A 20897-nucleotide genomic window follows, 5' to 3' on the forward strand; every position below is an offset into this window, starting at 1 on the left:
ATGTGAGTGAATTAGTAAATAAATCAGAGGTATTAGATATTTGGAATAATTATTGGATTACAGATATGACTACTCTGGATGCAGAAAATCAACTAAGGGAGTTGGCCACGGTAGAATTGAAAAGCGCTCCGCAACTCAACGAGAATCAGAAAGCACTAGTCATCTGGATGCAAGAAAATGAATGCTACACCGGTGACCCTCTGGAATCGATATCTGATTTATTTTTGGAAGCCACACCAAGTGACCATTTTCCTGATTTACCATTAAGTTGCGTAGAAGCTGCTTACCAAAGTTTGACCAATCAACAAAAACTGGAAATGGTAAGTGAGTATTTAAAACAGTATTCGGAACAGGAGGCAGAGTGATGACTCTTAGAGCAGTAGTCATTCGTGAGAAAAAAGAAGAGTGGGACTACACAGCTGCAACTGGTACTCGTTATTGCGTTAGTCGTGAGTACACTGACACAAAGACAAAAGGAAAATTTCATCAATGGATATCCGAATATGCTGCTAACGAGTATGGAGAAAGGTCAAATCTCTACGCAGTAGTAGAAATGAATGACGGAACGATATCGCTATACGAACATGATTTAATAAAGTTTATCGATTAATTCCGCAATCGTCAGCGATAGCAAACAGGAGGGATAAGAATGAAATACATCATTACCACTGACAACGAGGAACAAGGCTGGCTTGATTCTTTTAATGATTGGGCAAATTTTTCATACAAAATGAATCAAGAAGTCAAAGAAGAAGATCTGGATTCTGTAAGGAAAAATATTTACAGATTTAACAATGAGTTTGCTTGCGGGCCCGCTATTCGTTTGATTGAACAGGAGGGATAAGATGGTACCGAGATTTAGAGGTAGAAATATTGAAACAGGAGAATGGGTGTACGGACATCTATTTTACTTCAATGATGGTCGACACTTCATCAGCCCGAAAGGAACTGATGTTGTAGGAGGATATGGCGGAGCACCAGCTAAGTATAGATTAGAAAATTTGGTTTGTTTTGAAATTGTGCCAGAAACTGTTGGTCAGTCAACAGGCTTGAAAGACTTGAAAGGCGTTGAGATTTTCGAGGGAGATATAATAGTTTGGGAATACAGCGAAAAACCACAAGAAGTGTTTTGGGATAATTCAATCTGCGGTTTTTCTACAAAACATTATCACTTATGGAGAACGGTTAAAAAAGTAAAAGTCATCGGCAACATCTACGAAAACCCAGAACTACTGGAGCAAGCCAATGAAAACTAGCCACTCAATCATCATAATACTGCTGACAATCGCTGGCTTAAGTTGGCTATCCTATACAATAGTTGACCAGCAGAAGCAAATTGAGCAGTTACAAGAACAGCTGCAGCACGAGCAATTGAAGTACAAGATTATTATCAATGATCCGCTAGTGCGAGATGCGATGGAAAGTGGAGGATAAATGATGGACTTTGCAGTAGCGATTTTTCTCGCAGTCGTAGCGACAGTGGTTGCAAGTGTGATTTTCGGTAAAGAATTAGATGAAAAGGAGAAGCAAGCCATTGCCAAAGAAAAAATCGAAAGTAAAAAAGAAGAAGCGTAAGTTACTAGAAAAAGCCAAGGCGAACGGAACCATAAATAAAAAAGTCCTTGGCAAGACTTTGAAGAGTTTGATCATTGATGAAGAACATCAACATGGCTCACATTTTGATATATAAAAAAGCCACTACCTTTTGGGTAAGCGACCTATGACAAGACTATTTTACCATAAAGGGGTGGCGTTTGTGAGATTTCAATGGCTTAAAAACTACCAAGACTTAGAAGGACAAATACTCTTCATGAAATGGAATCTTAACAAGAGTAGGTTGGAATTAGATCGATGGGTCAACGGTGATTTAGCAAACGTGCGCCTTGAAAAAAATTCAAGATCATCATCGTTGGAAGAAAACATCAGGATCATAGAGAATGAACTAGAGCTGCTTGAAAAAGAAAAAGTTGAACTGATGGAATTGATTGATTCGTTCAGCGGTGCAGACAATCAAATTGTTAAATTAAAGTATATTGATGACATGGATGTTTATGATATAGCAGATGAGACAGGTTACAGCGTATCTTATATCAGAAAGCGGCATACAGAGATTCGCAAGACATTATCATTCGTGGATGAGTATGAGGCACGGCGAGAGGAACGCTTGAAGAAGCAAGAAGAAATGGACTACTATTCAGCGGATCAAGATCAATTAAGCTTGTTTTGACATTGCCACAAAATGCGACCTCAAAGCCTGTGTATATTTCTTGATTTAAACGGGGTATAGTAATAGCGTAGAAGAAACGGAGAAACGGTTATTGGACTACTCACACTAATCCAAATACCGAAAGGGGGCTAATCCCTCATCGCTTTACTTCTTTGACGGATACGAAAGACAGCACAATTTTTTGAAAGAGGTGAATCTCCTCATTTCGAAGTTCGCTAGTGCTGTCTTTTTATTATGTTTAAATGATAGGAGTTGTACTGATGAGATTACTCAAAACGTTAGATTTCACGGAACTAGAATGGATGATTAAAATCTATGACATCCAAAATCGTGCAAAGTATAAAAAGCAATTATTATGTGAGCGAATCGAAAAATCTTTAAATTTAAAAACACGGTTTATTTATAAGAGATTGTACTGGTAAAGGCACTGATTAACAGAGACGGGTACGTGAAATTCAAATAACAGTTAAGAAAGCTATCACCTTGATGTATAATCTTAAAAAAGGGGTGGAAGAATTTATGGAATCTATCGTATTAAACGATGTTGTGATAAATGCGTTTTTTACAATATTCGGTACAGTTATTGGAGTATTCCTCCAAAGAATCTATGATAAGAAAAACCGAAATGAAGATTTAAAACAGAAAAAAGCCGATGAAGCGAAACGAAAAATAGATGAAACTAATAGATTAAAGAAACAAGATGAAGATGATCTTGAGCTTATTTCTAGAACTTTTCTAATGTCTGCAGAAACCATGAATACCTATCATCAAAGGCTGAAGAGCGGAGGTTTTGATTATTTTGAGAATGAGACTTCAAGGATGGTTGGAATTTTAGAAGCCAATTGCCAGATGTTTCAAGATAAAGATTTAAGTTCTCTAAGTTCAGCGATGAAAACAAGATACTTTTTCGCAAAACAGATGCTAGATTCGAATATCAACAACATGAAGGATGACGTTAGAAAACTTGAAAAGCGATCCGATAGGTTTGTAATTGATGAAAAAAGGACGCTTCAAAGTGCTATTTCAGGTTCTGAAAAACAGGCAGCTTCTTTTTTTTACGCAGCAAGTAATACGGCTGAATTTCTTGATGATTTAGCTGAAATTAATAAAATCAAAAAAGACCTGTAAAGGTCTTTTTATTTTGGATAAGGAGAGATGAGTATGAAAAAACCGCAGGACCATAAAAAGAAATCTGTTAAAGAGAAACAAGATGATTACATCAAGATGCTAACTCAGTTACGAGAAGAGAAGGACATTGATGCTATTGCTGATCTGTTCTGGAAAATCATTACGGCTTACGGACTGAAGGTAGATGAACTTGCAGCACTGAACTATTACACGATAAAGCGATCGCTTGAGGCGCCTGTTAATGCAACCCTTCTGAAAGAGCGAATGAAGTTGGATGTTACTCAGCTTGGAGTAGATGGAATCTTACAAGTGCAGCGTGCGTTGATCACTATCTACACAGAGCAATTAGCCAAAGAACAATGATACCTGTTGTCAAAACCAAAGCGGATCGAGCTAGGTTTTATGGATCGACCAAGTGGCGCAACTTAAGGAAGGCGATACTTGAGAGAGATCACTACGAATGCTTGTGGTGTAAAGCAGAAGGCAGACTGACTACACAGTATGATTCGATACTGGAAGTCGATCACATCAAAGAGTTAGAAACAAATCCAGAGTTAGCGTTTGATCCAAACAATCTAAGAACATTATGCAAGGACTGTCACAACAAGCGACATGATCGGATGAACTATCGTGGGCAACCAAAGAAGAGAAAGTGGGATGATGAGTGGTGGTGAGTGACTACCTAAGAAAACAGAATCCCAAAAATGAACAGAAAAGCAAGCCAAAGTGGGGACCAACATACCCCCGGTCGAATTATTTTGGGGTCAAATCCCAATCTAGGGAACCGGTGGGAGGGGTCAACTGTCCAAATTCATGACTAAAAATTTTTTGCTAGGGGGGTGAGAGCCTTTGAAGATGTCAGATTTAAAGAAACAGTTGCTGAGACAGATTGACGTAAACGATCAGATGGAACTTGAAAAAGTTGAGAGATACCTTGATTTAGTTAGGCTTTATCGAAAAATGGATAAAGCTGTTAAGCAATACGGACCAATTGTCGAAGGCTTTAACGGCACCCAAACGTATCTTAAAACTAACCCAGCAATCGCTCAAAAAGTTACGATTTCTCGTGCAATTATAGCTCTTGGTAAAGACCTTAACCTTGATGATTTGAACGGTAAAGTAGTAACTGATAATCAAGATGATTACGATGAGAGTGATCTAACATGATTCATCAAAAACACGTTGATTACTATATTGAGCAATTCAAATCAGGGAAAATAAAGTTTAACAAAGAGCGAGCGAATTTAATTGAGTATTTAGAACGTGATGTTCTTAGTCGGGATGATGTTTACTTCGATGATGTGATGATTGATAAGTGCATTGCTTATGGTGAGAAATGGTATTTCCCAATGCAGCCATTCCAGAAGTTTTTAATCGCATTTATCTTTTTTTATTTCAAAAAGAATGGCCGGAATGTCTACCGAAAGTTCCTTTGGATGTTTGGTCGTGGCGGTGGTAAAAACGGATTGTTGTCAGTCGTGCTGAATTTCCTTCAGACTGAAATGCACGGCATCATGGACTACAACGTTTCGATTGTTGCCAATAGTGAGGATCAAGCGAAAACTTCATTCGAAGAGATATACAATACAATCAAACGGAATAAGACATTACAAAAAGCTTTCGAATATGGGAAGTCAGTGATCACCAGCAAAAAGACTGGAAGTAAAATAAAATTCCGTACTAGTAATGGCGATACAAAAGATGGATTGCGTGATGGAGCAGTAGCTTTTGATGAAATCCATCGATACGAATCCAACAAAGATGTAAAAGTCCATATTAGTGGGCTTGGTAAACGCCCGAACCCGAGGGAGTTTTATGTGGGTACTGACGGTTATGTTCGTGAGGGGTTCTTGGACAACATGAAAGAAAAAGCGAAAAGAGTGTTGAGCGGTTCAGTCCGTTTCAATGCTCTTTTTCCTTTCATTTGCAAACTGGACTCAGAAGAACAGGTCAATGATCCTGACAACTGGGAATTAGCCAATCCTATGTTTCATCAGCCACTATCTGAGTATGCGGACAATCTTTATGAAACTGTTATGGAAGAATATGAGGATTTGGAAGACGATCCAAGCAACCGAGAAGAGTTCATGACTAAACGTATGAATTTACCTGTCACAGACTTAGAACGATCGGTGGCTAGTCGTGAAGAGATTCTGGCAACCAACAGACCATTCCCAACAAACCTAATCGGCAAACAAGCTATTGGCGGTTTAGACTATGCCAGTCTGCGTGATTTCGCCGCTTGTGGGCTTTTGTTTCGTGATGGGGATGATTATGTATTCAAGACCCATTCGTTCGTTAGAAAGCAATTTGTGGACATTTACTACGGGTATTCACGTAAAGCTTCTGAAACTACAAAAGAAAAATTTGCACCAATAAGGGAATGGGAAGAAAAAGGGTTTCTGACGGTCATAGATGGGCCCACAATCGATCCTAAAACAGTTGTCGGATGGTTTGTTGAGCAACGTGAAAAATACGGCATAACGAAAATAGTAGCCGATAATTTCCGAATGGATTTATTGCGACCTTTGTTTTTGGATGAAGGGTTTGAAATCGAAGTTATTAGAAACCCAACAGCTGCTGATAATCTGTTAGCACCTAGAATTGAAGATGCTTTCGCCAATAATCACATTATCTTTGGTGATAATCCATTGATGCGCTGGTACACGAACAATGTGCTAGTTAAGACTAACGGTGACGGAAACAAATCCTATAAGAAGAAAGAAGAGGTTCGTCGTAAAACAGACGGTTTTAAGGCTTTTGAATACTGCCTATGGCGAGCAGATGAAATCATTGACTACGACTACGATGATGCCTTTGACATGTTGGATGAAATTGAATTTTAGAAAGTGAGTGATCATTATGTATAAACCTCAATATCTTAATGTAGGGCGTGTAAAAAATAATGTAATGGCTGGTAATACAGTCTATTTCACAAAAGTAACTTCAACACCTTTAGGATACAAGAAGAAACCACCTGAACAGATCCAAAATAAATCAGGTAGGCGATTTGCCGGAAAGTGAAGGTGATCCATATATCTAATCCAATTGAAAGGTGGTGAAAATATGTGAGTTTATTTGATGTCTTTAAGCAGTCCATACGTAATGAAGAACCTTCAGACTGGATTCCTGATCTTGTCTATGGTGACGATGAATCCGCTCGAGCATATCTGAAAATCATGGCCAAGAACACAGTGCTTGATTTTGTTGCAAGAACAATGTCTACACTGGAAATAAAGTTCAAAAACAAAGATGGCACCGCTGATTGGGAATACATTTTGAATGTTCGACCTAACAATGATATGTCGGCTGCTACGTTCTGGGAAAAGTTTTTCTACCGTCTTATGGACGACAACGAAGTGTTGGTCATTTTTACTGAAGATAACCAATTGCTGATAGCTGATGATTTTTCTCGTACAGAATACGCCGTTTATGATGATGTGTTCACTGGCGTAACAGTAAAGAACTATGTATTTCAAAAAAGCTTCAATATGTCAGATGTGATCTACATTGAATACAACAATGATAAACTTGATCGTTTTACAAAGGGCTTGTTTGAGGACTATTCCGAGTTATTTGGGCGAATCATTGAAATTGCAATGCGAAATAATCAAATTCGTGGATCGGTGTCTATCGATTCGACCGGGAGTATTAACGAAGAAAAAGGAAAAGACGGCAAGACACGAAGTCAAAGATTACAAGAGTATATTGACAAGGTTTACAATGCATTCAAAACAAAGTCTGTAGCAATTGTAGCAAAAATCAAAGGATTCGAGTACGAGGAATACACCAACAAACAAGGGGTTTCCAATCAATCACTTGATGAGCTGAACAAAATGAAAACATCGCTGATAGATGATGTAGCCAACGCCATAGGAGTTCCTACGGCGCTTATTTATGGTGAAAAAGCTGAACTTGATTCTAACCTTCAAGCCTTTCGGAAGTTGTGTATCGCACCACTGATGAAGAAGCTTCAGGATGAATTAATGGCGAAAATCATTACAAAAAAAGAATACAAGAACGGCGAACGTATCAAAGTTTCTAAAGTATTGCCTGTCAGCATTCTGGAATATGCTACTCAGATTGATAAGATCGTCTCTTCTGGAACGTTCTTGCGTGATGAAGTACGTGAAGTTACTGACTATGATCCATTGCCGAATGGCGAAGGACAGCAACTGATAATGACTAAGAACTATGAAAAAGTAACGAAAGGGGGTGAGAACAAAAATGCCGAAAGTTAAAAAAGTACCGTTTCAATTTACCAACGAAATCCAAAATGGTAAGCACATTCTCACCTTGAGTGGCAATGTCCAAAAGAAATATTGGCGTGATGATGATGTTATTAATGCGAAAGATATCCGTGAATCACTGGATACAGTCGCAGATAATATTGTGATCAAACTGAATAGTCCTGGCGGTGACGTATTCGAAGGGATTGAAATTTACAATTATCTGAAAGATCATCCGTCAAACGTCACTGTCGAAGTGACTGGTTTAGCAGCAAGCGCCGCAACCTTTATCCTTGCTGGTGCTGATGAAGTGATTATGAACGTTGGTACTTCATTGATGATTCATGAAGCTTCAACATTCGCTTGGGGCAATAAACAGGATATCCAAAAAACGCTGAACGCTTTAGAAACTATTGATGATTCAATTTTAGCAATTTATTCAGACAAGACCGGTCAATCAGCTGATCAGTTGCGTGAATGGATGAATGAAGAAAAATGGTTCACGGCAGACGAAGCAGTCGAATTCGGATTTGCTAATTCTGTAAAACGTGCCGAACCTCAAGAAGAACCGCAAGATATTGCATCAATGATTCAAGATGCAGTTTCTGTTGCTATGGCTAACTTAAGCCAACCTGTAACAAATCAAGTTGAACAAGAACCAAAACCAAAATCATTAATCGCACGATTGCGAAAAGGAGAATAAATTATGTTAGAAATTACAGATAAAACTGCAGATGCGAAGAAAGTCTTTAACGCTATTTCTGCAAAAGAAGATGCAACACCTGAACAAGTAAACAATGCTTTAGAAGCGTATGTCACAGCCATTGCAGAAGATGCGGGTGCACAAGTACGTGCTGAGTACGAAGAATTGAAAAATGTAACAGATAATCGCGTCTTAGAAGCTCGTGGGATTCCTACTCTGACTGCCGAAGAAACGAAATTCTATAATGAAGTTTCAAAAGCTGGCGGATTTGACAAAGATTTAGTATGGCCAGAAACAATCTTTGAAAAAGTATTCGAAGACTTGGAAAAAGATCATCCTTTGTTGCGCTTAATCAATTTCCAATCAACCGTTGGAAAAGTCAAGGTCATTCGTTCTCGTCGTAAAGGTGTGGCGGTGTTTGGACCATTACACAAAGATTTAGAAGGACAACTTGATGCGGAATTCGACTCGACAGAATACACGCAACTTGCATTGACTGCTTTTATGCTAATTTCTAATGATACATTAGACTTAGGGCCTCGTTGGATCAATCGGTATGTACAGTTATCTTTACGTGAAGCTGTTTCTGACATCTGGGAAGTGAAGATTGTCACTGGTACAGGTAATAACGAGCCGATTGGTCTTTTGAAAGATTTGGATGGAGCTGTTACTGGAGGTGTATATCCTGATAAAGCATCGGCTGGTACTTTGACTTTCAAGGATTCTGCTACTATGGTAAAAGAATTTGCTAAGGTACTGAAGACTGCTTCAAAATACACACATCGTATTGGTGACAACGATACTGACGGCGAGACTAAATATCGTAAGGTTTCAGGTAAAGTGTACTTGATTGTAAACCCTGTTAATTATTACGATATTGTGGCTCGAGTTACAACCCAAAACGCTAACGGCGTTTTTGTATCGAACTTGCCATTCATTTCGCAAGATCATATCATCGAATCCTTAGATGTTCCTGAAAATAAATTAATTGCATTTATTGACGGCGAATATGATGCCACTCAATCTCGTCCTGAAAAAATTGCAGTTTACAAAGAAACCTTTGCAATGAAACGTGCAACTTTGTATGCGATTGATATGTTGGGTAACGGACAACCAACAAACAACGATGCAGCTCAAGTATATGATATTGCTATCCCTGCAGATGTTGACGGTGGCTCGGGGGAGTAATTTCCCCCACAGGAGTGACGTTGAATAGAACCACTGTCTCTCTTGTTGTCGGGGGAACCGAAACTTTGACTGCTACTGTTGACCCAGAAACGGCTACTGACAAATCAGTGACGTTTACAAGCTCAGATGCTGCAATAGCTACTGTTACGCCAAAACAAGGCAAAGTTACAGCTGTCAGCGCAGGAACGGTTAAGATCACAGCAACAACAGCTAACGGATTGACTACGGAGTGTGAAGTGACTGTCACTGCAGAATAGGGAGGTGACAGTAAATGAATGAGCAGAGTTTTATTGATGAATACAAATCTCGCTTTCGTATTTTTCATTCCTCGGAAGACGTAGATATCGGCAAGCAACTGGAAAGTGGGTTTGGCGATATCAAATCGATCATCGGAGAGTTCGATCCTACGAGGTATGAAAAGGGCAAAGAATTGGTCTATGAGCGTACTCGTTATTTAAGAAACGAGGCACTCGAATACTTTTATGACAATTTCCAAGTGATGATCATGGATGCTTCAATTGACTTGGTAGGTGATCAAGTTGCCGATTAAAACAAAATATGAAAGACCTGAAATTGTAGCCGGTGATTTGAATACGCCGGTTACTTTTTTTGAAGTAAAACCAAACGATGGACCTGAACCAGGTGAACAAGAAAACAAGGAATTATATTACTGCACTTGCTTAGTCTACAATCCTTCTTCTAAGGATAGAGATATCCTTAGCGGCAAAGGAACAAAAAAAGCTGTCACAATTAAGATTCGAGATCCATTCACAGATTATTTGCCAAACAATGCGCATAAAGTAGTCTTGGATGATTTCCGATACAAAGATGATGTGTGGGATATTGTAGATTTTGCGCCAGATGTTGAGAATAACGATTTTCTTAAAATCATCTTGGGGGTGACCTCATGAGCGTTTCAGTTAAAGGTGTGGACGAGATACTAAAGAATCTCGAAGCCAAGCTAGGTCCAGCAAGAACAAACCGGATCGTGAATAAGTCGCTTAGAAACTATGGGAAAAAATTGCAACAAGATGTGCAAGAGGCGGTATCCAGTTACATGGATACTGGTGAAACGCATGACACAGTAATTGTTTCCGGAGTGAAAAATGGACCGCCTAAAACGATCGAAGCTGGTTGGGGTCAAGGTTCAAGATGGCGCTTAGTCCATTTAAGTGAGTTTGGATATACTCGGTTCGGCAAGTACATTAGCCCTAGAGGGATGGGAAAATTACAAGGTGTGGTTGATAAAACAGAAGGATCTGCATTTGAAGAGATGCGGTCAGAATTGGAGGAGTTAGCACGATGAAAGATATGATGATGGAAGTCTACAATGTTTTATCTGCTGATCCTACGATTGCAAAAGAGGTGACTGCAAAGAACATCAAATTCTATGAAGTACCTGAAAGCTTCGATTCGACCAAACCTTTTATTATCATCGATACACCACTTGGACCGCCGACTAGTGCTTATTATGCTGCCAACAAAGAGATGTCTCAAACGTTCAGTTATCAAATTAACGTTGAAACTCAATCAAGGATTTTGACGAAAGAAATTGCTAAAGCAGTGAAAGCTGCGATGTGGAAATTCGGTTATGTTCAGTTAAACGGTGGGCTTGACGAATATTTCTCGGAAACAAAGCGCTTTGTGGATGCAAGGCGGTATAGAAAAAACACACAAATTCATGACACTGATTATTAATCGGTGTCTATTTTATTAGGAGGAATTTACAAATGGAAACTTATGGTTTTGATAAATTATCGGTTCGAAAACTAACCACAGCATTGGAACCAGATACAGCAGCGGAAATTCACGTATTAGAAGGTAAACAAAAAGAAGGTGGACCAACTGCCTTCGACTTAACAGGTCTATCCAAAGAAGCAGTGAAAGTATTTGCTGGTAACGTTGAATACTACTTGGCTAGAAAAGGAACCGGGTCAGTAGCTGCAAATTTTGGTTTGCTAGATGTACCTGTAGAAGTTGAGCAAGAAATCTTAGGATTGATCAAAATGGCAGAAGGTATCGACGGCTTTGGTGATGAAACAGAGCCTCCGTATATGGCAGCTGTAGCTGAAGCGGAGGATTTATATGGCGAACCAGTAGCGTTTGCTATGGTAGCCGGTTCGTTTAACCGTGATGGTTTTTCATTGGCCACTAAAAACGATGAAGATTTTACACCAGAAGCGGGCGAGTATGTTTACAACGCAATCTCTCGGAAAGTCAAAATTGACACAAATGAAAAGACGGTAAAAGTATTGCGTGCTTTTGGAGAAGAATCAGTTGCGAAAATGAAAACTGCTGTACTTGGTGAGCCTGTTACTCCTCCAAGTGGTGGCGGTGAATAATGAAGGGAAAGGTTAGTCTTCGGACTAGCCTTTTTATTTTTGATTAATAGGAGGAATTATACATGTCAGAAATTGGAAAAGAAATCAGATTGGATCTAATGATCAATGGAACAAGAAAGACCTTCACACAAAGCCACGTACCGTATTCAAAAGCTTTAGATTACACGGATGGTGAAGCAAAACTTTTCAAGAAGGATGACGAAGGCAATGATATTGCTCCTCCAGCCAGAGTGCTTACTGAATTCCGTGCTGAGTTTGTAGCCGGCTTGTTTGATGATAAAGATTTAACCGGAACTGTCCTTTTAGATGGTATCGATGCATGGGACAGAGATTTGATCATGGAAATCATTATGTACCGTGTCTTAGGTTACGAAAAAGACGTGGAAGAATCAGATCCAACAGATAAGAAAGACCCAAAAGGAAAAAAGGACGGAAAATAAGTCCGTCCGATCATCATGAGCTACAGCTAGATGTTGTGAGATCTATATTGAAGATTTATCCCAGTTGGACGATCAATGACGTTCTAAATACAGATACGCTGTACCTTTATGAAATTATGTTTAAACAAACGCCAAAAGGAAAGAAAAACAAAAAACGCAAAGAAATTAAGCCGTTGGCTGATTTAGTGAAAGGGGGCGGATGATTTGGCTGGTGCAACTCCATTAGGAAATATGGTCATAAAGCTAGGTTTGGATGATGCTGATTTTGGGAAAGGCGTTGCTAATTCTAAAAAGCAAGTACAATACCTAGCAAAAGAAATGCAAGCAAATATGAAAGTTGCTGACTTGGCAGGGAACAAACTTGGCAAATTAGGCACTCGATACGATGGTTTAACACAGATTATAAAAGCACAAGAAAATCAAGTGACCGCCCTCAAGAAAGCCTATGATGGTTCATTTGTTGATGGTAAAGCTACAGACTCCACTAAGCGGCTAGCTAATCAGTTACAAGATGCTAACGGTAAACTGGCAAACTATAAACTACAGTTACAAAATACCGCAGGAGCGATTGCTGATTATCAAGTCAGAAACGAAGGTTTAACTGGTTCAATCAATAAAGCAAGCGATGTTTTAGTAACCAATGGAAAAAGATTAGGTGATATAGGGTCTAGTTTGACTAAAGGGTTAACAGTACCCATTGCGGCTGGTGTGACTGCCGTGACCGCTGCTGCTATTAGTTGGGAATCAGCTTTCGCTGGTGTAAAGAAAACATCTGATGAAGTGGTGGATAGCAATGGCAACGTTGTTTATTCCTATGATGATCTTGAAGCTAGTTTGAGAAATCTAGCGAATGAATTACCTTCAACTCATAGTGAGATTGCAGCCGTTGCTGAAGCTGCAGGGCAATTGGGAATTCAAACAGAAAATGTTTCTGCATTTACCAAGGTAATGATTGATTTGGGCGAGTCAACAAACATGAGCGCTGAAACAGCTGCTACTGAACTGGCTCGTTTTGCTAATATTACTCAAATGTCACAAGACAAATTTAGTAACCTTGGCTCTGCGTTGGTAGATCTAGGTAATAACTTTGCAACAACTGAATCTGAAATATCAGCGATGGCATTACGGTTAGCTGGTGCCGGTGCTCAAATTGGTATGTCCGAAGGGGATATCCTAGGTTTTGCGGCCGCTTTAAGTTCTGTTGGTGTAGAAGCAGAAGCTGGGGGATCAGCATTTTCTAAAGTGATGATCAACATGCAGTTAGCTGTTGAGAAAGGAACAGGCGCTTTTGAAGAACTGAAATCTCATGCGGATGATCAAGGGGTATCATGGGAGCGACTTGTTTCTGCCGTTCGAAATGGTGGAAAAGAATTAACTGGCGTATCCAAGGAAATGGGCCTTACATCTGCTGAACTCAAAAAGATGTACAAAGAAGCTGATAATTCAAAAACAAGCTTAGAACAGTTTGCCGATGTTGCCGGGATGACGAGTGATAAATTCTCAGATATGTTCAAATCTAATCCTTCTGAAGCAATCATGAAGTTTGTCGAAGGTCTTGGAAAAGCCGAAGAACAGGGATCGTCTGCAATTAGTGTTTTAGATAGCATGGGAATTACAGAAGTTCGACTGAGAGACAGTTTGCTTCGTGCGGCCAATGCTAGTGGAGTTTTCGCCGGTGCTGTAGAAATGGGGAACGAAGCGTTCGGAGAAAACACCGCTCTTGCTGAAGAAGCTGGTAAGCGTTACGAGACAACAGAATCCAAACTTAAGATGCTGAGAAACGAAGCAGTTAACGCTGCGATTGATTTGGGCGGTCCGTTTGTTGATGCATTAAGAGATGGCTTAGAATCTAGCAAGCCTCTTGTTGAGCAACTAGGAAAACTTGCAACTGCCTTTAGTGAAGCTGACCCTAAAACCCAACAAATGATTGTTAAATTGCTGGCAGCAACAGCTGCAGCAGGTCCATTACTATCAATAACTGGTAAATTGAGTGGTGGCATTGGAAGTCTCGGAAAATCGTTCATTGATTTGAGCGCAAGCATGGCTAAGAAAAAAACCATTGATGAGGTAAAAAAATCATTTGTTGATGGGGATATTTCTGCGAATGACTTTCTAAAAACTCTATCTGGTGGATCAGGTACAATGACGAAGTTTGGCGCGGCAGCCAGTGGCGCTGCAGGTTCTGGTGGTATAGGAGCAATGACAGCGGCACTTGGGCCATTAGGACCTCTTATTCTTGGTATCGTTGGTGTTGGTGGTGCGCTTGCAGTCGGGTATGGTGCATGGAAATTATTCGGTGAAGAAGCTTGGAATTCTAGTCAACGTGTCCAACGTTGGGGAACTGATGTTGGAGAAGCCGTTGATGGCACCTTAACAAAAGTGCAGGATAATACGCAAAAAGCATCAGGACAATTCGGTTTAATGGCAGATGGATTTGCCACTAACTCTGACTCTATGATCTCAAATTTTGAGAAAATAGGTCAGACCATTGAAGACAGCCTCGTGAAGAAAGTCGAGGGCTTGGATAAATTAATAAAAGAACTTCCTGAATCTGTTAATTCTTCTGTCAGTGAAATGGTAGAAGACGAAAAAGTTAAGGCGGAATCTGCATTACAAACAGTTCAAGAGAATACCGCAAGAATCACAGAGATAAAGAAAGCAGCTAGTAATAGCAATCGAGAGATTAGTGTATCTGAAGCAAAAATTATTCAAGATCTGGCGAAAAATACAACTCAAGCATATGTTGAAACTTTAGATGTTTCTGCAAACGAGAAGAAAAAAATACTTGCAGCCATGAACGCAGATGTAGCAAATGCAACAGAGGAAGAAGCGAAATTGTGGTTGCAATCTTTAGGTAAGCAAAGGCAGATAGCCCAGCAAAATGCAACTTTAAGTAGACAAGAAAAAGAAAAGTACCTACAAGATTTGGGATACAACTTAGATGGTGAGTTCGCTAAGAAATTTCTGGCGGCTTGGGATGAGATAAATTCAACGACTGTAAAAGGTTTTGATTCTCAAATGGAAACGATTCTTAAAAAATATCCTGAATTACAAAATGAGGTCTCTCTTGCAAACGGGCAACTAATTTCAAGTATGGGTGATTATGCTGATAGTGCAATTGCAGAAAACGAAAAAATCCTAAAGAGCGCTTCTGACTTATCAAGAGAATTGGCATCAAATGCAGAAAAGAATGCGGAAAAAATCTCTTGGACTGCATCAGAATCAAGTAAGGCTGGTAAGAAAGCAGCTCAAACTTGGAATGATTTAGTTTTTGATGAAAAGACTGGAGAAGTTAAATCCAATGTTGCAGAGATCGTTACAGAAGCTACTAAAGATTCCCTAACGTGGAATAATTTGAAGCTAGTAGTCCATGATGCCGACTTAGATAGTAATGCAAAAGACGTTATCGGTGAAGCTGCAATTGCCAATGGTTGGTGGGACGGTATGGCTTGGTCCGATAAAAAAGCAGTACTACAGGACGAATTCTCAATAACAATGTACAAAGCATTAGAAGACTCGGGAAAATGGGCAGAAATGTCATTTGATGAGAAAAAAGCATTCCTTTACTCTAATACTCCTGAAGTCATGGCAGAAACAATGCTTAATTTGGGAATGTGGGAGCAATTTCAACCCCAGATTAAAAATTTGAATGCTGAAAATTATGATCTCTTAAATGCACTAAGCTTTTCGAAAACTTCATTAAACGAGTATAACGCACTAGATCCAGAAGTTAAAAGATTGATAGCAGAAGATCCAGCAACCTTAACGGTTAGTCAATCTAAGAAAATGCTAGAAACATATAACAGTGTTTCTCCAGAACTGAAAAGATTATTGGGAGACAATACAAATGTAAATAGCATATTGGCAAACTCTAAGAGCAAAATCAATGATTACAATGCTACTGGCGTTGGTGCGAAACATTTACATGCAACAGCAGACTATTCACAGGTTACACAAGCTAAGAACGAAATCGCTCAAGTATATAGCAAAAATGTTGTTATCGATGTTGAATATCGTGGGAGAAGAACAGGACAGACAGCTATTCCAAATGCCAAAGGAACAAATTACCACCCGGGCGGAGATATGATCGTAAATGATCAATCAGGACCATTATACAAAGAGTTGGTTCAGTTCCCTGGTCAGGCTCCATTTATACCTCAAGGTCGGAATGTGTATATTCCAAATGCTCCTGCAGGAACGAAAGTTGCTCGAGCTAGTATCACCAAATCGATTATGCGTCGTTTGGGAATTCCAAAGTATGCTGACGGCGTGGGTATTCCGGAAGATTCTTCTCTAGTTAGAAATCTAAGGAACCTAGCTCCTTCAACCGAATCAAGTTCAATTAATTTCCGTACACAAGATTACTCAGAACAATTTGAGATGTTGATTAATATCATGTCAAAGTTCGGTGATGACTTGAGAAATATGCAGCTAATTCTCGATGGACGAAACGTAATGAAATCTATTGAAACCAGACAAACAAATCAACAAAAACTAAATGATATCAAAGCAGGAAGGAGAACAATATGATTAGCGATTTAGAGATTAAATTAAATGATGTCAGTTTGTCAGATTACTTTGATTTAACCGATGAGCCAGATCGTGGTCTCTTTCCTGAAGTGCAACATGATCTGGTTCAGATGGCACGAGCAAATGGATCTCGTGCAACTAATAAGAGATTGACCCATAGAATAATTACTTTGCCATTGTATGCCTTGAGTGGAAACTTTAGACAGACAAAGGATGATTTGGCAAATGTGTTATTCGCTGAAGAAAGGCAGCGACTTTGGTTCTCAGATGAACCTGACAGATACTGGTTAGTTGAGTTAACAGGAGAATCAAGCTGGAAGCGATCTCTTGATAACAAAGGAGAAGCGTTTGGAGAGCTGAAGTTTTTATGTGAAGATGGATTGGCACATGCTATTGATTCAAAAAAATTTCCTTTAATAACTACTGGCGAAGGAGTGTTAACTAATATCCAAAACGATGGAACTTACAAGACGCCGATAGATATCAATGTCACATTTACTAGTGATGCTAATTCAATCGGCTTTGTATCATCTGATAACATAATTCAATTAGGGACATCTTTCTCTGAAGATGATGAAGATGTTATAACGTCTGAAAAAGTTTTAAATGATGGAATGGGGAGCAGTTCAGGTTGGTCAACAAATGTTGGAAGACCACGGTGGAGATTTCCGGATAGTGGAGATAACACTTCTAAAATTATGGGAACATTGAAGTTCGATGCCAGTCAATCTTCTGTATATCCTTCGAGTTTTGGGAGTATAGATGTTTCTAAGCCGGGATATTGGCATGGACCAACTTTAACTAGATTATTAAACTCGGATTTGGGGAATTTTGACGTCCTTCATAGATTACAATTCAAACCTACTGGATTTGGTTCCCAAAGAGCATCTTGCCAAGGATTAATGGAAATAAACTATATGGATGCCGACGGAAACTTTGTTATGGGGTTTGAAATTAAAGATAATAACATGAAAGCTGATGAAGTAAAATACAGTTTCTTTGTAGGGGATTATCGATTCTTCGAAGGCAAATTACCATCGTCTGTGTTAACTAAGAATGGTGGTTTTTTTGGCAGTTTGAAAATGACTAAAGAAAACAATAGGTTTACATTTCATTTAGCAAGGCTGCTAGACGTTAATGGAACATGGAAAGAATCTTGGTCAGTTACTAAGAACTGGTCCAACGCAACGGTTGCTATGCTATCAGCAAATTCTATACAAGCGTTTTTTTCTCAATGGAAGAATGACCGAGCTATGGATATGGCTTTGACACATACAACTATTACAAAGTTGAATGGTTTAAGTGACCAACCAATTCCAAAAACTTTCTATGAAGGAGATACTTTGTTTGTAGACGGATTAAGTAATCGTGTATATATCAATGGTATGCGTGATGACAGTTATCGAGTTTTAGGAGGTAGTCAAATATTCAATGCACAAAAAGGAGCCACGGAAGTTGTAGCAATATCTGATGGAACTTTCACAGGCAATCTTGAGATAAGGGAGCGTTATTTATGATTTATCATTTTTTGGATAGGCAATTCAATCACTTAACTCTGATTGATACAGAAGCAACAGAAGGGATTGTAGTCGAAGATGATATCCAGACTATAAGTCTAACTAACGGAACCTTACTCAACACGCTGACGATGGATATAAAAAAACAAACAGGTCCAAAAATAAACGAGTATGATCCCAATAGTCCGTATGAAACATCCCTTATCAAAGAAGCAAATTATGTAGTATTTCAAGATGATCGTGGGAAGGCAATATGCCTGTATGTGAGAGCATTGGAAACAGAAGATGAAATTACAAGACCAATTTCATGCGTTGATATAGGAACAGAACTTCGAAACGGATCAGCAACCATATTCACTAGTAGCAATCCACAATATGTTGAGTACTATGTCAATCGGGAGCTGTTTGATACAGGATGGGCTATTGGTTTGAATGAGCTTGGAAATGATATTAAACGATTAGTAGACACCAGTACAGATGAAACGCCACTAGCACGCTTACAGAGGGTTTGCGAAGCATTCAATTGTGAAATGACCTTTACAGTTGATTTTCAAAATATGCAGGTGTTGCGTAAATTGGTCAACATACACTACAAATTAGGATCAGATAAAACCGATAAGGTATTATATTCGGGTGTAGATGTTATTTCGATGAATAAATCAGTTGACATTGACAATATTATCACTGCTATTGAGGATACCAATCAGGGGTTCAATGAGCTATCTATAGGTGATGGTAGATTTTTTACTCGAGTAGGAGAGTCTGTTGTCTATGATCGTGAAGCGAATGCTCTTTACGGAAGAGGGAATACTTCTGTTGAAAGATTTAGTGGATTTATCGTCGGTCGACACGAAAGCTCTGGCGATTCACAAATTGACAACTACAATGAACTGAGAGGAATTCTTGAAGAACGTAGTCAGCCAACATTTTCTGCAGAAGTTGATATGCTTTTTAATGATGGAGACTTTGAAATTGGTGACTGGCTGACATTTGTAGATGAAGAATATAACCCTCCTTTACGCATAAAAGCCAGAGTTTTAAACAAGGAAATACATCGAAGCAATCAGTCTGAAAATAAGGCCACGATTGGAAATTATCAATTATTGCAAAGCTTAATTAGTAGTGATCTTCTAGCCCAGCAAAAACGAATGAACAAGCCTAATAGTATTTATCTAGTTAAGCTAATACCCGAAAATGGAGTGAACTTTATTGAGGGAGAAGACAAAACAACAATTATAAACGCTACGATTTTTAAAGACGGTGTTGATATTACCTCTACAATACCAGTAGAAGATATACATTGGTTCAAGGTGGATAAAGATGGAATTCATGACAGCGCTTGGGAAGAGACTTTCGCAAATAGTGGTACGTCTGTTCAAGTTTCGGGAACTGATTTTAATGAGGTTTCAAGCATACGTTGTGTCCTGACAATTTTTGATAATCATTTTGTCCAAGCAATATATTTTTTGAACGGGCTCCGAGAGGTAGCGAGAAAAGTGATTCGTTTACAGAGCAAAGACACGGTTACTGGTATTCATATATCAGACACGCATTATGCGACAGACTCGATCGGACGTGATGATTTAGAGAATTACGGAAGAAGCAACACTCATATTAAGAACGTTGCCGAGTTGACAAATTTTATAGATGTTGATTATGTGATACTTAATGGGGATACTCACGATGGATCAACCGCTAACAAGAATATAGCTTTGTCTAATTATAAGGAAGCCGTTAGTACTTTGGGGCTTTCGAACGCACCATATTTCGTAACTTGGGGAAATCACTGCAATAACTCCTGGGGAGACAATGTGACAACTTCAATTATAAAACCAGTCAAAAATTATCAACCTAAGCAAACCCTTGAGACCTATCACGGGAAAATGAAGCAAGTTATTAGAAATAATGAGATGTACGAAATTGCGACAAGACCAAGTACGATTTTCAATATAGTTGAAAACCAAGATGATAAGATGGGATATTTTTATTATGATGTTCCATCTAAAAAAACAAGAATCATAGTTCTTAATCCGCAAGATATTCCCAATATCTTGGATGATGATGGATATGCTAAGTATGTTGGTATCAATGTAGCCGGTTATCGGCAGCCACAAATCACATGGTTATATGAAGTTTTGAAGAGTACTCCTGTCGATATGACAGTCTGCTTCTTTCAACATTTTCCTTTTGGCAAACGGTTTGGTGAAATCAGTTACTATCCTTATAACTATGAAATGATAGATGGAATTATCAACTGTTTTGTTACTGGTGGAGTTTATAGCCGTAGTTACACAGAAAATACTGATTTTAAAGCGAGTATTTCTTGCGACTTCGAAGGTCGCAAAGGAAAACTTGCTTTTTTAGCACATGGTCATACGCATGTAGATAAGATTTCTAAGGATTCTTACGGGATTGTAAATTATTCAATTGGATGTTCCGTGAGTCGACCGAAAAAAGATCAAGGAGACAGACCGCTGGGCGTTGTTGAAGAAGACTTATGGGACGTAATAGTTTTAAATACTAAGACGCGACATGTTGACTTAGTAAGATTCGGGAAAGGCACGGATCGTTCATTTGATTATTAGGAGGTGGG

26 protein-coding genes are annotated in these 20897 nt (G+C 39.0%); all 26 read left to right on the forward strand.

The genetic code is table 11. The annotated features are described in order from the left end of the window. Positions 1-2 precede the first annotated feature (2 nt). The 26 genes from IGJ74_RS05775 (at position 3) to IGJ74_RS05900 (ending at position 20889) form a co-directional block, all read left to right on the forward strand. A complete protein-coding gene (locus IGJ74_RS05775; protein WP_430608709.1) occupies positions 3-365 on the forward strand; it encodes a hypothetical protein in 363 nt (120 codons plus the stop codon). Continuing rightward, the gene (locus IGJ74_RS05780; RefSeq protein ID WP_325837269.1) at positions 365-610 is read left to right on the forward strand and encodes a hypothetical protein; all 246 of its coding nucleotides are present in this window, start codon (positions 365-367) and stop codon (positions 608-610) included. The genes IGJ74_RS05775 and IGJ74_RS05780 overlap by 1 nt, the downstream gene beginning before the upstream one ends. Positions 611-649: 39 nt before the next feature. Continuing rightward, a complete protein-coding gene (locus IGJ74_RS05785; protein ID WP_428219711.1) occupies positions 650-844 on the forward strand; it encodes a hypothetical protein in 195 nt (64 codons plus the stop codon). Position 845: 1 nt separating this feature from the next. Next, positions 846-1256, forward strand: coding sequence for a YopX family protein (locus IGJ74_RS05790; protein ID WP_430608710.1), 411 nt, complete (start codon positions 846-848; stop codon positions 1254-1256). Continuing rightward, positions 1246-1434 carry a hypothetical protein gene (locus IGJ74_RS05795; RefSeq protein ID WP_430608711.1) on the forward strand — a complete coding sequence of 63 codons (189 nt, stop codon included), beginning with the start codon at positions 1246-1248 and terminating at the stop codon, positions 1432-1434. Before IGJ74_RS05790 ends, IGJ74_RS05795 begins: the two co-directional genes overlap by 11 nt. A gap of 3 nt (positions 1435-1437) precedes the next feature. Then, positions 1438-1575, forward strand: coding sequence for a hypothetical protein (locus tag IGJ74_RS05800; protein WP_428219260.1), 138 nt, complete (start codon positions 1438-1440; stop codon positions 1573-1575). A gap of 181 nt (positions 1576-1756) precedes the next feature. After that, the gene (locus tag IGJ74_RS05805; protein WP_430608712.1) at positions 1757-2227 is read left to right on the forward strand and encodes a hypothetical protein; all 471 of its coding nucleotides are present in this window, start codon (positions 1757-1759) and stop codon (positions 2225-2227) included. Positions 2228-2746: 519 nt separating this feature from the next. Continuing rightward, the gene (locus IGJ74_RS05810; RefSeq protein WP_430608713.1) at positions 2747-3355 is read left to right on the forward strand and encodes a hypothetical protein; all 609 of its coding nucleotides are present in this window, start codon (positions 2747-2749) and stop codon (positions 3353-3355) included. Between the two features lie 33 nt (positions 3356-3388). Then, positions 3389-3718, forward strand: a complete 330-nt coding sequence (locus IGJ74_RS05815) for a hypothetical protein (protein ID WP_430608714.1) — start codon at positions 3389-3391, stop codon at positions 3716-3718. Then, positions 3715-4029, forward strand: a complete 315-nt coding sequence (locus tag IGJ74_RS05820) for an HNH endonuclease (protein WP_428221331.1) — start codon at positions 3715-3717, stop codon at positions 4027-4029. The genes IGJ74_RS05815 and IGJ74_RS05820 overlap by 4 nt, the downstream gene beginning before the upstream one ends. A gap of 181 nt (positions 4030-4210) precedes the next feature. Further along, complete coding sequence (locus IGJ74_RS05825; protein ID WP_010736761.1) at positions 4211-4522, forward strand: P27 family phage terminase small subunit; 312 nt, start codon at positions 4211-4213, stop codon at positions 4520-4522. After that, positions 4519-6201 (forward strand): terminase TerL endonuclease subunit, encoded by a 1683-nt coding sequence (locus IGJ74_RS05830; RefSeq protein ID WP_430608715.1) that lies wholly within the window; start codon positions 4519-4521, stop codon positions 6199-6201. The genes IGJ74_RS05825 and IGJ74_RS05830 overlap by 4 nt, the downstream gene beginning before the upstream one ends. 222 nt (positions 6202-6423) lie before the next feature. After that, a complete protein-coding gene (locus IGJ74_RS05835; RefSeq protein WP_430608716.1) occupies positions 6424-7596 on the forward strand; it encodes a phage portal protein in 1173 nt (390 codons plus the stop codon). Continuing rightward, positions 7583-8287, forward strand: coding sequence for a head maturation protease, ClpP-related (locus IGJ74_RS05840; RefSeq protein ID WP_430608717.1), 705 nt, complete (start codon positions 7583-7585; stop codon positions 8285-8287). Before IGJ74_RS05835 ends, IGJ74_RS05840 begins: the two co-directional genes overlap by 14 nt. Before the next feature lie 3 nt (positions 8288-8290). Continuing rightward, a complete protein-coding gene (locus tag IGJ74_RS05845) occupies positions 8291-9475 on the forward strand; it encodes a phage major capsid protein (protein ID WP_430608718.1) in 1185 nt (394 codons plus the stop codon). 20 nt (positions 9476-9495) lie between these two features. After that, entirely contained in the window at positions 9496-9732 is a 237-nt protein-coding gene (locus IGJ74_RS05850) for an Ig-like domain-containing protein (protein WP_430608719.1), read from the forward strand. A gap of 14 nt (positions 9733-9746) precedes the next feature. Continuing rightward, complete coding sequence (locus tag IGJ74_RS05855) at positions 9747-10025, forward strand: phage gp6-like head-tail connector protein (RefSeq protein WP_430608720.1); 279 nt, start codon at positions 9747-9749, stop codon at positions 10023-10025. Beyond that, positions 10015-10386, forward strand: coding sequence for a phage head-tail adapter protein (locus tag IGJ74_RS05860; protein WP_269923997.1), 372 nt, complete (start codon positions 10015-10017; stop codon positions 10384-10386). Before IGJ74_RS05855 ends, IGJ74_RS05860 begins: the two co-directional genes overlap by 11 nt. Next, complete coding sequence (locus tag IGJ74_RS05865) at positions 10383-10781, forward strand: hypothetical protein (protein WP_430608721.1); 399 nt, start codon at positions 10383-10385, stop codon at positions 10779-10781. Before IGJ74_RS05860 ends, IGJ74_RS05865 begins: the two co-directional genes overlap by 4 nt. Further along, positions 10778-11173 carry a hypothetical protein gene (locus IGJ74_RS05870; RefSeq protein ID WP_353974072.1) on the forward strand — a complete coding sequence of 132 codons (396 nt, stop codon included), beginning with the start codon at positions 10778-10780 and terminating at the stop codon, positions 11171-11173. Before IGJ74_RS05865 ends, IGJ74_RS05870 begins: the two co-directional genes overlap by 4 nt. 32 nt (positions 11174-11205) lie before the next feature. After that, positions 11206-11817: a phage tail protein gene (locus tag IGJ74_RS05875; protein ID WP_430608722.1), complete on the forward strand. Its 612-nt coding sequence runs from the start codon at positions 11206-11208 to the stop codon at positions 11815-11817. 62 nt (positions 11818-11879) lie between these two features. Then, a complete protein-coding gene (gene gpG, locus IGJ74_RS05880; RefSeq protein WP_010749280.1) occupies positions 11880-12257 on the forward strand; it encodes a phage tail assembly chaperone G in 378 nt (125 codons plus the stop codon). Between the two features lie 47 nt (positions 12258-12304). Then, complete coding sequence (locus IGJ74_RS05885) at positions 12305-12460, forward strand: hypothetical protein (RefSeq protein WP_185079685.1); 156 nt, start codon at positions 12305-12307, stop codon at positions 12458-12460. 1 nt (position 12461) lies between these two features. Further along, on the forward strand, positions 12462-16787 hold the full coding sequence (locus IGJ74_RS05890; protein WP_430608723.1) for a phage tail tape measure protein: 4326 nt from the start codon (positions 12462-12464) through the stop codon (positions 16785-16787). After that, the gene (locus tag IGJ74_RS05895; RefSeq protein ID WP_430608724.1) at positions 16784-18304 is read left to right on the forward strand and encodes a distal tail protein Dit; all 1521 of its coding nucleotides are present in this window, start codon (positions 16784-16786) and stop codon (positions 18302-18304) included. The genes IGJ74_RS05890 and IGJ74_RS05895 overlap by 4 nt, the downstream gene beginning before the upstream one ends. Then, the gene (locus IGJ74_RS05900; protein WP_430608725.1) at positions 18301-20889 is read left to right on the forward strand and encodes a metallophosphoesterase family protein; all 2589 of its coding nucleotides are present in this window, start codon (positions 18301-18303) and stop codon (positions 20887-20889) included. Before IGJ74_RS05895 ends, IGJ74_RS05900 begins: the two co-directional genes overlap by 4 nt. The last annotated feature ends 8 nt before the right edge of the window (positions 20890-20897 follow it).

Source organism: Enterococcus sp. AZ009, from assembly GCF_050548785.1.
Lineage (GTDB): Bacteria > Bacillota > Bacilli > Lactobacillales > Enterococcaceae > Enterococcus_D > Enterococcus_D entomosocium.